The organism is Amycolatopsis sp. NPDC051371, assembly GCF_040682155.1.
GTDB lineage: Bacteria > Actinomycetota > Actinomycetes > Mycobacteriales > Pseudonocardiaceae > Amycolatopsis.
In genome coordinates this window covers 24634-38608 of record NZ_JBFBAG010000010.1, presented here as the reverse complement: position 1 = coordinate 38608, position 13975 = coordinate 24634, and the positions used below count along the sequence as shown (strand labels likewise).

At 70.1% G+C, this 13975-nt stretch carries 9 protein-coding genes; 8 read left to right on the top strand and 1 reads right to left on the bottom strand.

Features of this window, described 5'->3' with window-relative positions:
• Nucleotides 1–8: 8 nt before the first annotated feature.
• From AB0M59_RS14885 to AB0M59_RS14855, 7 genes are read left to right on the top strand one after another with little or no spacing between them, the layout of a single operon-like run.
• The gene (locus AB0M59_RS14885; RefSeq protein ID WP_364614335.1) at nt 9–1535 is read left to right on the top strand and encodes an ABC transporter substrate-binding protein; all 1527 of its coding nucleotides are present in this window, start codon (nt 9–11) and stop codon (nt 1533–1535) included.
• 10 nt (nt 1536–1545) lie between these two features.
• Nucleotides 1546–2493 carry an ABC transporter permease gene (locus AB0M59_RS14880; protein ID WP_364614332.1) on the top strand — a complete coding sequence of 316 codons (948 nt, stop codon included), beginning with the start codon at nt 1546–1548 and terminating at the stop codon, nt 2491–2493.
• Nucleotides 2490–3353, top strand: a complete 864-nt coding sequence (locus AB0M59_RS14875; RefSeq protein ID WP_364614330.1) for an ABC transporter permease — start codon at nt 2490–2492, stop codon at nt 3351–3353. The genes AB0M59_RS14880 and AB0M59_RS14875 overlap by 4 nt, the downstream gene beginning before the upstream one ends.
• Nucleotides 3350–4087: an SDR family oxidoreductase gene (locus AB0M59_RS14870; protein ID WP_364614327.1), complete on the top strand. Its 738-nt coding sequence runs from the start codon at nt 3350–3352 to the stop codon at nt 4085–4087. The genes AB0M59_RS14875 and AB0M59_RS14870 overlap by 4 nt, the downstream gene beginning before the upstream one ends.
• Before the next feature lie 2 nt (nt 4088–4089).
• On the top strand, nt 4090–6162 hold the full coding sequence (locus AB0M59_RS14865; RefSeq protein WP_364614324.1) for an ABC transporter ATP-binding protein: 2073 nt from the start codon (nt 4090–4092) through the stop codon (nt 6160–6162).
• Complete coding sequence (locus AB0M59_RS14860; protein ID WP_364614321.1) at nt 6159–6818, top strand: bifunctional 4-hydroxy-2-oxoglutarate aldolase/2-dehydro-3-deoxy-phosphogluconate aldolase; 660 nt, start codon at nt 6159–6161, stop codon at nt 6816–6818. Before AB0M59_RS14865 ends, AB0M59_RS14860 begins: the two co-directional genes overlap by 4 nt.
• Nucleotides 6819–6852: 34 nt before the next feature.
• Nucleotides 6853–8310, top strand: a complete 1458-nt coding sequence (locus AB0M59_RS14855; RefSeq protein ID WP_364614318.1) for a sulfatase — start codon at nt 6853–6855, stop codon at nt 8308–8310.
• A gap of 471 nt (nt 8311–8781) precedes the next feature.
• Here the strand turns inward: AB0M59_RS14855 and AB0M59_RS14850 are convergent, their stop codons facing one another.
• A complete protein-coding gene (locus AB0M59_RS14850; RefSeq protein WP_364614315.1) occupies nt 8782–11580 on the bottom strand; it encodes a glycoside hydrolase family 2 TIM barrel-domain containing protein in 2799 nt (932 codons plus the stop codon).
• A 170-nt stretch (nt 11581–11750) separates the two neighbouring features.
• Here AB0M59_RS14850 and AB0M59_RS14845 point away from each other — a divergent pair, with 170 nt between their 5' ends.
• Nucleotides 11751–13826, top strand: coding sequence for a PQQ-dependent sugar dehydrogenase (locus AB0M59_RS14845; protein ID WP_364614312.1), 2076 nt, complete (start codon nt 11751–11753; stop codon nt 13824–13826).
• Nucleotides 13827–13975 lie beyond the last annotated feature (149 nt).

The following is a 13975-nucleotide window of genomic DNA, read 5'->3' as shown; positions in this document are numbered from 1 at the left end:
CCGCGACCATGAACCAGCAACTCGTGCACCGTCGCACGGCGGCCCTGGCGGGCGCGGCCCTCTTGGCCGGTGCGCTCATGGGCTGTGGTGCCAGCGCTTCCGCGGGCCCCGGCGGCGGCACCGTGACGATCCTGCAGAGCGCGGACATCGCCCCCACCACGTTCCTGTCGCAGAACAACCCGAACTTCGCGATCATCCGGACCGTCTTCAACACGCTCACCACCTACGACCGCAAGACCCTCCAGCCCCAGCCGGAACTGGCCACGAGCTGGCAGCAGAGCTCGGACAAGAAGTCGATCACCCTGCACCTGCGGGACGGCGTGACCTTCCATTCGGGCCGGGAGTTCACCGCCGACGACGTCCTCTTCACGCTCAAGGCCGTGCAGCGGAAAGACGTGAGCTCCCAGCTCAAGCACGTCGCCGCGGCCATCACGGGTATGAAGGCCACCGACGCCCACACCGTGACGCTCACCCTGCAACAGCCCGTCTCGAACCTCTTCGACCTGTTCGAACTCATGCCGATCGTCGACCAGGCCACTTTCGACGACCTGCTCAAGGGCAGGCGGTTCGTCGGCACCGGACCGTTCACGGTGGACTCCTACACCCCGGGCGTGGGCGTCAAGCTGAAGAAGAACCCGCACTACTGGAAGACGGGCCTGCCGCACCTGGACGGGGTGAACATCGAGGTGCAGAGCCAGTCGCAGTCGATGCTGTCGTCGCTGCGGTCGGGGCAGAGCGAGGTGGGGCTCGACCTCGCCCCGCTCGACACGGCCGTGCTGCGCGGCGACCCCGCCTTCCGGGTCATCGCCAGCGAGGCCGACGACGCCACCTACTACGTGGCGTCCAATGTGAAGCTCAAACCGCTCGACGACGTCCGGGTGCGACAAGGGATCGCGTGGGCGATCGACCGGCAGCGCATCCTCGACCAGGCACTGGCCGGGATCGGCCGGACGAGCTCCCTGCCCTGGTCGGAGTCCTCGCCGGCGTTCGACCCCGCAAAAGCCGGGACATACCACCAGGACATCGGCAAGGCGCGGCAACTGATCGCCGCCGCGGGCGCCGTGGGCAAACCCGTCAACGTCGCGTTCAACTCGGGCTTCCTCACCAACCAGACGATCGCCGAGATCGTCCAGTTCGGCCTGAAGAACGCCGGGCTCGACCCGAAGCTGGTCCCGTTGCAGGCCGCCGACTTCTTCGCCAAGCTCGGCAACGGCAACCTCCCCGGCCTCTACGTGAACGTGCACGGCTTCGGCCAGCTGAGCCCCGCCACCCTGGTCAAGGGCGCGTTTCCCTTCAACGCCAAGAAGAACGCCTCCAACTTCGACTCCCCCGAGTACCGGGCCGTCGCGGACCAGCTGTGGAGCGCGAACGATCCCGCCGCCTACGGCCGTGCGAACGACTTCCTGCTCGAGAACCAGTTCGTGAGCGACCTGGTCGTCAGCGCACACACCTTCACCGTCTCCAGCCGACTGAAGAACCTGGACTACACCATGTACGACTACATCGATCTCGACGACGCGTACCTGACGGATTGAGAGCGCCGACATGATCAGGTACGCACTCCGGCGGGTACCGTCGGCCATCCTGGTGCTGCTGGTGGCCTCGGTGGTGGTCTTCGCGGTCCCCCGGCTCACCCAGGGCGACGCGGTCACCGCGCTGGCGGGTCCCGACGCCACCGAAGAGACCCGGACGGCGATCAGGCAGGGCCTCGGGCTCGACCAGAACGTCGTCCTCCAGTACGTGCACTGGCTGCGGGGCCTGGTGACGGGCGACCTCGGCACCTCCTACATCCGCAAGGTGCCCGCCGTCGAGGCGATCGGTACCGCGCTCACCCAGACGATCACCCTGACCTGCGCCGCGCTGCTGCTCGCCGTGGTGCTCGGCGCCCTCGGCGGGGTGCTGCTGGGGACCAGCCGCAGGCCACTCGTGACCAGGCCCGTCGGAGCGCTCGTCTCACTGTCGTTCGCGCTCCCGCCCTACGTGACCGGCGTGCTGCTGGTGCTCGCCCTGGCGGTGACCGTGCGGCTGCTGCCCGCGGGCGGCTACGTGGGATTCGGGGACGACGCCGGGCTCGCATTCCGGTCGCTGCTCATGCCCGCGCTCTGCCTGGCCCTGCCCGCCGTCGCCGTGTTCGCCCGTTTCCTCGGCGCGTCGATCCGCCAGGTGATGGACGAGGACTTCGTCCGGACCGGCGTCGCCAAGGGCCTGCCCCGCCGGCGGCTGGTGTCGGCGCACATCGTGCCCAACGCGCTGCCGCCCGTGCTCGCCGTGCTCGGCATCCAGGTCGGCCAGATGCTGGGCGGCGCCATCGTCGTCGAAGCCATCTTCGCCTGGCACGGGATCGGCGACCTGCTGGTCAACTCCGTGCTCAACCGCGACTACGTGCTCGTGCAGGACCTGCTGCTGCTCACCGTCGCCGTGTTCGTGGTGGTGCAGACCCTCACCGACCTCGCGCACGCCGCGGTCGATCCCCGCGTCCGGTTGGAGGCATGATGACCGCGATCTCGACATCAGTGGCCGGCGTACCCGCACGGGAACGCTCGCGCTGGGCCCGTGCCCTGCGGTATCCCGAAGCCGTCACCGGGCTCGCCATCGTGGTCCTGCTGATCGCGCTCGGCCTGCTCGCCCCCTGGATCGCGCCCTACGGGTTCGACGCGCAGACCGCCGACAGCTTCGCCGGGCCCAGCGCGAGCCACCTCCTGGGCACCGACGAACTCGGTCGCGACATCCTCACCCGGGTGCTCTACGGGATCCGGCAGGACGTGTTCGTCGCCGGTCTCGCCGTCCCGCTCGGGGCCGTCGTCGGGACGCTGCTCGGGCTGCTGTGCGGCCTGCACCGCATCGTCGACACCATCCTGGAGCGCGTCTTCGACGTGCTGCTCGCCTTCACCGCGCTCGTGCTCGGTGTCGCGGTGTCGGCGACCGCGATCGGGCCCGGCATGACGTCGATCGTCGTCACGGTCGTGCTCGTCAACGTCCCGCTCTTCGGCAGGCTCACCCGGACCGCGGTACGCGGCCAGCGCACCCGCGACTACGTGGTGGCCGCCGAGGTGATCGGCACCAGCCGCATTCGCGTCCTGCTGCGGCACATCCTGCCCAACGCCCTCGACTCGCTGATCGTCCAGGCCGCGCTGAGCCTGTCCATGGCGGTGTTCATCGAGGGCGCGATGAGCTTCGTCGGGCTCGGCATCTCGCCGCCGGCGCCCTCGCTGGGCGCGCTGCTGCGCACCAGCGCCAACTTCGTCAACCAGAGTCCGTGGTACGCCCTGGGGCCGATCATCGTGGTGGTCGCGCTGGTGCTGGGCTTCAACCTGATCGCGGACGGACTGAACAAGGGGTTGCTGCGCCGATGAACCCGACCACATGGGAATCGACCACGTGCGTGGTCACCGGTGCCGCCCGTGGCATCGGCCGTGCGATCGCGGCACACCTGCACAGCCTCGGGAGCACGGTGGTGGGCCTCGACATCGAGAGGGGCGACGACGCGCCGTGGGAGACCGTCACCGGCGACGTCACCGACGACGCCGTCCGCGAAACCTGCATCCAGGCCGCTACCTCCGCTCCCTTCGAAACCGGCGTGCTCATCAACTGCGCCTTCGCGGAAGAACGGGCGCCGCTGAGCGACGGCACCGACGAAGGGTGGGCGCGCACGCTCGACGTCTCGCTCCGCGCGCCGGTCGCGCTCAGCCGCCGGTTCGTCCGCGGGCTGGACGGCAAGCCGGGCGCCATCGTCAACGTCGGCTCGGTGCACGCGTTCCGCGCCCAGCGCGGGTTCGGCGCCTACGCCGCCGCGAAGGCGGCGCTGACCGCGTTCACCCGCAACGCCGCGCTCGAGTGGGGCCCACTGGGGGTTCGGGTCAACGCCGTCGCACCCGCGTTCATCGCGGTGGCGCGCAACGCCCACCGCTGGCAGAACCCCGCCGAGCTCACCCGCATCGAGCACAACTACCCGCTGCGCCGCGTCGGCCGGCCGGAGGAGGTCGCCCGGTGCGTCGCCTTCCTCGCCGGCCCCGACGCCTCCTTCGTCACCGGCGCGGTGCTGCCGGTCGACGGTGGGCTGCTGGCGCGGCTGCCGGAAGGGGAATGACCATGAGCGAAACCATCCTCAGCGTCCGGGACCTGGTCACCACGTTCGACACCGAACGCGGCCAGGTCCACGCACTCAACGGCGTGTCGTTCGACGTCGGCGCCGGCGAGACGCTCGGCATCGTCGGCGAGTCCGGGTCCGGCAAGTCCGTCACCGCGACGTCGGTGCTGCGGATGGTCCGCGCTCCGGGCCGGATCGAGTCGGGCGAGGTCCGCTACCACGGCCGGAATCTCGTCGAGTTGCCCGAGCGCGAGCTGCGCAAGGTCCGCGGCGGCGGCATCAGCATGATCTTCCAGGACCCGATGTCCTCGCTGAACCCCGTGATGCGCATCCGCGACCAGCTCGTCGAGGCCATGACCGCGCACGGGAAGTTCACCGGCGCCCAGGCCCGGACGCGTGCGGTCGACCTGATGCGCCGCGTCGGCATCGCCGACCCGGAAAGCCGGCTGGCCGACTACCCGTACGCCTTCTCCGGCGGAATGCGCCAGCGCGTCGTGATCGCCATGGCGCTGGCGAACGAACCCGACGTCATCATCGCCGACGAGCCGACCACCGCGCTCGACGTCACCATCCAGGCACAGATCCTGGACCTGCTCGCGGAGCTCAACCGGGACCTCGGCACCGCGATCGTGCTCATCACGCACAACCTCGGCGTGGTCGCCCGGTCGTGCAAACGGGTCGCCGTGATGTACGCCGGGCGCATCGTCGAGCAGGCACCGGTGGACGAGCTGTTCGCGGCCCCGCGCCACCCCTACACCCGCGCCCTGCTGGCGGCGACGCCCCAGCTGGCAGGCTCGCGGGAGGTGCCGCTGGTCCCGATCGAGGGCCGCCCACCCGACCTCGTCACGCCGCCTCCCGGATGCACGTACGCTCCTCGGTGCTACGCGGCGACCGCGCGGTGCCACGAGGAACGGCCACCGGACTTCGGCGACGGCGGGAACCGGGTGTGGGCGTGCTGGGTGTCCGGAGAGGACGGTGACCTGCCACCCCTGCCCGCTCCCCCGGCGCCACCGGAACGCGCCGAGGATTCCCGCACGGAAAAGCCGTTGCTCACGGTCGAAAACCTCCTGAAGACCTTCCCCGTCACCCGGCGGACCGGCCGGCTGCGGCGCGAGACCGTCGACGTCAGCGCCATCGACGATGTCGACTTCTCGATCGCGCCAGGGGAAACACTCGGGCTGGTCGGCGAATCGGGCTGCGGAAAGTCCACTGTGGCCAAAGCACTGCTCGGGATCCACCCGGCCACCTCGGGCACCATCGAATTCGACGGCCGGAACGTCGGCACGCTGCGCGGCACCGACTTGGCCCGCTACCGCGGCCAGACCCAGCTGGTGTTCCAGGATCCGCTGTCCTCGCTCAACCCCCGGCTGACGATCGGCGACGCCATCGCCGAACCGCTCCTGGTGCACCGCATCGCCAAGGGCGCACCGGCCAGGCGGCGCGTCGGCGAGCTGCTCGAGCTCGTCGGGCTCGAGCCGCGGGCCGCGACGCGGTACCCGCACGAGTTCTCCGGCGGCCAGCTGCAGCGGGTGGTCATCGCGCGCACCCTGGCCGTCGAACCCCGGCTGCTCGTGTGCGACGAGGCCGTGTCGGCGCTCGACGTTTCCCTGCAGGCTCAGATCATCAACCTGCTGCAGCGGCTCCAGCGGGAGCTCGGTCTCGCCTACCTGTTCATCGGCCACGACCTCGCGACGGTCCGGCACATCTCGCACCGGATCATGGTGATGTACCTGGGCCGGGTCGTGGAATCCGGTCCGTCCGACGAGGTCACCGCCCGCCCGCGGCACCCCTACACCGCGAGCCTGCTCTCGGCGGTGCCCGCCCCGGATCCGGCAGCCGAGCGACGGCGGGAGCGCATCGTGCTGAGCGGAGACGTGCCAAGCCCGGTGAACCCGCCCTCGGCGTGCCGCTTCCACACCCGCTGCCCGATCGGGCCCGCGGTGCACCCCGAGCGCACGATCTGCGCCACGGAACGCCCCGTACTCCGTCAGGTCGACCCCGGCCGGTTCGCCGCCTGCCACTTCCCCGGCGACCTCGGTGCCGGCCGGCCGACGCTCGTGTCCGAGGCGTCGTGAACGCCGTCATCCAGGCGATCCGGGAGTCGCGTCTGGTGGCGATCCTCCGCGGCGGGGAAGCCGGCCACCTCCTCGACGGCAGCCGAGTGCTCGTCGACGAAGGTGTCCGGGTCCTGGAGTTCCCCCTCACCGGCCCGGACGTGCTGGACGTCGTCACCGCGGCGGCCGAGGCACTGGACGGCGGGGCTTTCGTCGGCGCGGGCACCGTCCGCACGCTCGACGACGCCCGGCGCGCGATCGACGCCGGCGCCCGCTTCCTGGTGTCCCCAGCGCTTTCCGTCCCCGTTGTCGAATACGCGTCGGCCCGGGACATCGCGGTCCTGCCCGGCACGTTCACCCCCACCGAGATCGACACCGCACTGCAGGCCGGCGCCGAGCTGGTCAAGCTCTTCCCGGCGAGCTCCCACCAGCCCGAGTTCCTCCGCCAACTCCACGCCCCGCTACCGCAGGCAGGCGTCGTCCCGACCGGCGGCGTCGACCTGGCGGCCGCTCGATCCTGGCTGGCGGCGGGCGCGGTGGCGGTGGGCGTCGGCTCGCCGTTGACCGGGGAATGCCTCGTGACGGGAGACTTCGCCGCACTGCGCACCCGAGCACGCACCTGGCTGGATGGATGGGTGGCCGGACCGGTCCCTTACCGAACCCGAACACAGCGCTGATGCGGCTCTGTCGTGACGCCCATAGCCTGCGGACATGGCACACCGGACCCGTGTTTTCCTGACCCTGGCCTTGACCGTGACGATGGCCGCCGCAGCCTGCAGCACCGGCGGTTCGACGTCGCCCCAAGCTTCCGGAGCAGCGGGCGGCAAACCGAACATCGTCCTCGTCCTCACCGACGACCTGTCGATGAACCTGCTCCAGTACCTGCCGCACGTGCAGGACATGGCCAAGACCGGGACCACCTTCGCCGACTACACGGTCACCGACTCACTCTGCTGCCCGTCGCGGTCGTCGCTGTTCACGGGCATGGTGCCGCACAACACCGGGGTGTTCACCAACGGCGGCAAGGACGGCGGGTACGCCACGTTCCACGGCCGCGGCGACGACAAGTCGACTTTCGCGACGTCGTTGCAGCAGGCCGGGTACCACACCGCGATGATGGGCAAGTACCTCAACGGCTACGACCCCAAGACCAGCGGCGTGCCCCCGGGCTGGAACGAGTGGGACGTCGCCGGCAACGGCTACGGCGAATTCGACTACGACCTCAACGAAAACGGCACGATCAAGCACTACGGCAAGACGCCCCAGGACTACCTGGTCGACGTCATGGCCGGCAAAGCCGCGCAGTTCGTCGGCAGCTCGGCCGGCGCGCACACCCCCTTCGCGATCGAGCTCGCCACGTTCGCCCCGCACGGCCCCTACACCCCGGCGCCCCGCGACGCCGACGCCTTTCCCGGTCTCACCGCGCCGCGCGGACCCGCCTTCGACACTCTGCCGTCCGCGGCGCCACCGTGGCTCGCGTCCCGCACACCGTTGACGGACAAGGAAAAGCAGAAGATCGACCAGGACTTCCGCAAGCGTGCGCAGGCCGTGCAGTCGGTGGACGCGATGATCGGCACCGTGCAAGCCGCGCTCGACAAGGCCGGGGTACGCGACAACACCGACATCGTCTTCACCTCGGACAACGGCTACCACATGGGTGAATACCGGCTCACTCCCGGCAAGCAGACGGCCTTCGACACCGACGTGCACGTGCCACTGGTGGTCACCGGCCCCGGCGTCAAAGCCGGCGCGACGGTCGACCAACCGGCGGAAAACATCGACTTGCGGCCGACCTTCGAAGCACTCGCCGGCGCCCGCACACCCGACCAGGTGGACGGCGAAAGCCTGGTGCCGCTGCTGAGGGGCACCACACCGCAGGCCTGGCGCACGGTCGGGCTGGTCGAGCACCACGGCCCGGACTTCGACAAAACCGACCCGGACAAGCCGACGAAAAACAGCGGCAACCCGAGCACCTACGAGGCGATCCGCGGCGCCACCTACACCTACGTCGAGTACACCGACGGAACCAAGGAATACTACGACCGGAGCAAAGACCCCCAGGAACTGCACAACACCGCGGCCGACCTTCCGGCAGACACCGCGAAGCAACTGCACGACACGCTGCAGGCCATGATCTCCTGCCACGGCGCGACCGCTTGCCGACACTGAAGCCGGTCGAGGATGAGGCTGCTGGTGCCGGCGGGCAAGCGCGCCGGACAGCGGCGCCTTTCATCGCGCTCATGACGGACGACGTCCGGATGCCGCCGCTGCCGTTCGAGTACCGCCGGGAGCGAGGCGCATCGGTTCGTCAACGCGATCAGCGCTGACCCAGGCCGAATCGACGGCACAGTGTCCATCGGGGCGAACGGTCAATTCGCCGGGGCGAGTACGTCGGCGACCGCGCCACCAACGGATTGCACCTCGCGGGCGTCATCGTCATCGGCGTGGCCGGCGACCGAACCAGTGAGTTCACCCGCTTCGACACCGCAACCGCGCCGTACTTCGGGCGAGCACGAACGCTGGACCAGAGACGGTTGGACTGAATCCCTTGTCGACGAAGAAGATTTCGCGCTGGAAACCCCCACCGATTCGTCCGGCGGACAGCTCCGAATGCTTACGGGACCTTCCTGCCGGACCCGGTCACGCGTCGAAGCGGAAATACACGGTGCGGTGGTAGTCGCCGGTGGCAGCGTTCGGCCGGCTCTCCGGGCCCAGCGACGCAACGCCGTGGAACTTGTTCCCGATCGGCGCGATGCCGTCCAGGAGCGAGAGGCCGCCGGCCGGGTAGGTGACCACCGCGTTCTGCGGATCGGGTCCGGTGGCCGGGGTGAACAGCCGCAGGAACAGACCTTCCTCCGCGGCGACCACCGTGACCGTGCCCTCGGTCGTGTCCAGCGCCGCCCAGCAGGTCCGCGCGTGGTAGCCCTTGAACTCCGGGTACGCGAACCCGCTCGCCCCGGTCGCCGTGTTGTTGTACGGCTTGCTCCAGACGCCGGGAGCCACCCCGCGCAGCCGATTCTTGTAGACGCGGTACGGCCCGTCCCCGAGCCACGTCACGCCCCGGACGTTCGCCTCCGGATAGTCGAAGTTCACGCCGAGGTGGTCGTGGTCGCCGGTGGCGCGGTAGCTGTACTCCAGCCGCAGCCAGCCGTTGGCGTCCAGGCGCCAGCGCACGGACGTCAGATCACCGCTGTAGTCGCAGTGCACGACCCAGCCGGTGCCGTCGCGGAAGTGGCTGAACGCGGTGAGCGTGGCCGCTCCCCCGGCCGGGGCGGGACCGTTGGCCAGCGACACCGGCGTACCGCCGCGGCGCACGCCGGTCAGCCGTCCGTCGGCCTTTCCGATGGTGACCCGGGTGGCTCCGGCGACGAGCACGACGTCGGCGGCGGTCTCGGTCGCGGTGACGCTGCCCGTGGTCGCCGGCTTGACCAGGCGCGCGGCGAAGTCCGGCGCCTTGCGGACGCGCCACGTCCAACCCGCGACTTCCCGGCCGGTCGGGTCGGTCACGCTCAGCCGCAGCGCGTCGGCGGCGGCCCAGTCGGCGGGCAGGCCGAGCGTCACCGCGCCGGTGGCTCCCGGGGCGACGTCCGGCGCGCCGGCCTGGCCCTGAGCCAGGATCCGGTGACCGGTGCCCGCGCCGGGCGCGGGGAACGCCAGCAGCTGCCAGCTGAACGGGCACGCCCGGAGGTTCGTGAAGTCGTACCGGTTGACGAGCTTCACGGTCTTGTCGAACGACGTCGGGAAAACCGAGTCGTAGTAGGCCGGACTGGCCAGCTGGACCGGTGACCAGATGTCCTTGATCGTGAAGAAGCTGCCTTCCTTCTCCCGGTACGGTCCGAGGATGCCGTCGGGGGCGCGGCTGCCGTTGGTGTCGAGGGCGCCGCCGCGGTCGTCGCGCGCGACGCTTTCGTCGACGAGCGCCCAGATGAACCCGCCCGCCGAGCGCTGCGACCCGCCCATGAGCTTCCAGTAGTCGTTCAGGCCGGCTCCGGCACCGCCGTCGTAGAGCCCGTGCAGGAACTCGGTCGGCAGGAAGATCGTGCTGCCGGCGACCTTGCTCGCGGTGCTGCTGTAGGTCTGGTAGTGACTCGTGTCGACGCCGCTGAACGTCGTCCACGGGTGCAGGACCGCCCTCCGCTGCGGGTCGTACTGCCCGAAGTCGTCGTCCAGCGCGGTGTTCCAGCCGCCTTCGTTCCCGTTGTCCCAGAACAGGATCGACGGGTGGTTGACGTCGCGCTCGACCAAGGCCTCGACCAGCGGCGCGCCCACGCCCTCGTCGTAGTGGTGCTGCCAGCCGGTCAGCTCGTCCAGGACGTAGAGCCCGAGCTCGTCGCAGAGGTCGAGGAAGTACGCGTCCGGCGGGTAGTGCGACATCCGGACGGCGTTCATGTTCATGTCCTTCATCAGCCCGATGTCCAGCCGGGCGAGCCGCGGACTCGACGCCCGGCCGGAGGTCGGCCAGAAGGTGTGCCGGTTCGCTCCTTTGAGGACGATTCGCTTCCCGTTGACGTAGACGCCGTCACCGGCCCGGACCTCGATCGTGCGGAACCCGAAGCGCTCGACGGTGCTGTGCAACGGCTCCCCGGCGGCGCTGACGAGCGTCAGCTCGACCTGGTGGAGGTTCGGCGTTTCGGCCGTCCACAACGGTGGCCGGGCCGCGGTGGTCGTCAGGGTCGCGCTGGTCGCGCCGCTCGCCAAGGCGACCGAGAAGGCGCCACCGACGGCCGTGCCGTCGAGCCGGCGCAGCTGCGCGGTCAGCCGGGCCGCCGCGGTCACCCCCGCGAGCGTGACCTGAGCGGCGAAGGTTCCGTCCGCGCGAGCGTCGATCGCGACGCGGTCGATCCGGGCGGCCGGGTACGCCTGCAGCGACACCGGCCGGAAGAGCCCGCCGAAGTTCCAGAAGTCGCCGCGGCGCTCGGCGTCGTTCACCGAGTTGTCCGCCGATTCCTTGCTGACGGTCGCCTCGAGCAGGTTCGGCTCGCCGAGCCGCACCAGGGCCGTCACGTCGTAGCGGAAACGGTAGAAGCCGCCCTGGTGCACCGGCCCCGCCGAGACACCGTTGACCCGCACGTCGGCGTCGGTCATCGCGGCCTCGAACACCAGGAAGATCCGACGGCCGGCCCAGGACGCCGGTGGCGTGAACGAGTGCCGGTAGTTGCCCTTCTCCGCCGGGACGAGATCCCCGCCGTAGTGGTAACTGCCGAAGCCGTGGCACTCCCAATTGGACGGTGTCGGGATCGTGGCCCACTCCTCCGCGCGCCGGCCGGCCGTGACCTGGAAGTCCCAGTCGACGGTGTGGTCGGCGTCGCTGCCGGTGAGGAGCAGCGTTTCGGTCACCGGGCCGGTTCCGGCCGCCGAAGCGGCTCCGGACGTCGGCAATCCCGCCGCGGCCACGCCGGCCGCGCTGATCGCCAGAGCCTGACGACGGGTCAGTTCCACCAGACCTCCCGAGATCCGATCTGATATATGACACACCGTACAACGGGAAGCAGTCACTGGGCGGACAAGCAGCCGGACAAGTCTTGACGTCCGAGCGAGGGCCCACGAAAGTGGTGCGGCACTCCGCCCCTCCTGTGGTCCCCGGCTGATCCACCGTGAAAGGTAGGAGCATGTTCTCCTCGAACCTCCGCCGTCGGCTGCGCCTCGGTGTCGTGACCGCGGTGATCGCCGCCGGCGCGGTGGTCGCGCCGACCGCCACCACCGCGACCGCCGCCACCGGTTCGACGGTGGTCGGCGTGGCTTCCGGGCGGTGCCTGGACGTCGTCGGCAACAGCACCGCGGCGAAGACGCGCGTCAACATCTACGACTGCAACGGGCAGGCCAACCAGGCATGGACGTTCACAGCGGCCGGCGAGCTGCGGGTGTACGACGCCGCGATGTGCCTCGACGTCGCCGGCGCGAGCACCACCTCCCCGGCCGACGCGCAGATCTACCCCTGCAACGGCGGCGCCAACCAGAAGTGGCGGATCAGCGCCGACGGCGCCATCACCGGCGTGCAGTCGGGTCTCTGCCTGGACGTCACCGCGGCGGGCACCGCGAACAGCACCCTGGTCGGGTTGTGGACCTGCACCGGCGGGGGCAACCAGCAGTGGCGGACCTCCCTCGGCGACACCCAGCCGCCGACCGTGCCGGCCGACCCGCGGGTGAGCGACCTGGTCTGCGACGCCGTGACGTTCTCGTGGAACGCCGCCACCGACAACGTGGGCGTGACGTTCTACGACGTCTACCACGACGGCCAGCTGATGAAGTCGGTGAGCGGGAGCACCCTGTCGACGAGCCTCACCGTGGTCGGCGGCGTGACCTGGGGCCTGTACGTGAACGCGAGGGACGCCGCGGGCAACGTCTCACAGGCCAGCGCCACCGTGCCGATCACGCCGCCGCGGTGCCAGCCGGACACCCAGGCGCCGAGCGCGCCGACGAAGCCGACCGGCAGCGCGTCCGGCACCACGGTGACCCTGAACTGGACCGCGGCCACGGACAACATCGGCGTCCGGGCCTACGACGTCTACCGCGGTGGCGCCAAGGTCGGCGCGGTCACCGGAACGGCCACCGCGCCGCCCGCGACCACCTTCGTCGACAGCGGGCTGGCGGCGAACACGAGCTACTCGTACTACGTCGTCGCGCGGGACGCCCAGGCGAACGTGTCGCCGCCCAGCGCGACCACGACCGTGACCACCGGCGCGGCCTGCGGCGACTCCGTGTGCGCGGTGACGCAGATCGCGACCGACACCGACATCCCGTGGGGCCTGGTGACCCTGCCGGACGGCACGATCCTCTACACCCGGCGCGACGCCCACGACATCGTCCACCTGAACCCGGCCACCGGGGCCAAGACGTCGGTGGGCACGGTCCCCGGGGTGGACAACACCGACGGCGAGGGCGGCCTGCTCGGCTTGGCCGTCTCGGCCGGGTTCGCCGGTGACCACTGGCTCTACATCATGCACACCTCGCCGTCCGACAACCGGATCGTGCGGATCAAGCTGGAGAACGACAAGCTCGACACGGCGTCGGAGCAGGTCCTGCTCAACGGGTTGCTGCGCAACAAGTTCCACAACGGCGGCCGGCTGCGCTTCGGTCCCGACGGCAAGCTCTACGCCAGCACCGGTGACGCCCAGAACGGCGACAACGCGCAGAACAAGGCCAGCCTCAACGGCAAGATCCTGCGGCTGAACCCGGACGGCACCGTGCCGTCGGACAACCCCTTCGGCAACGCGGTGTGGAGCTACGGCCACCGCAACCCGCAGGGCCTGGCTTTCGACTCCCAGGGCCGGTTGTGGGAGCAGGAGTTCGGCAACGCGATCATGGACGAGACCAACCTGATCATCAAGGGCGGCAACTACGGCTGGCCGGCGTGCGAAGGCACGTCCGGGACGTGCGGCACCGCGGGTTTCATCGCCCCGAAGCGGACCTACCCCACCGCGGACGGCTCGTGCTCCGGCATCGCCATCGTCCGCGACGTGCTCTACGTCGCCTGCGAACGCGGGACCCGGATGTACCGCGAGGTCATCAGCGGCAACGACCTGACGAACGTCCAGGCGTACTTCAACGGCACCTACGGACGGCTGCGCACGGTCGAACCCGCCCCCGACGGCGGCCTGTGGCTCACGACGACCAACAACGGCGACAAGGACAGCATCCCCGACAACAGCAACGAGAAGATCTTCCACGTCGCGCTGGGCGGCTAGCCAGGCAACTATCGTCTACCTCGATCTCGGTCGCCTCAACTTCCCATCCCCTTTCAGGTTTCGTCACTGACGGTGCTCCAACACCGAGGGCTGGGATGACGGGGTGTCAGCTGAGTTGATCGTGAATGCGTTGGTGACGGGGGCGGCTG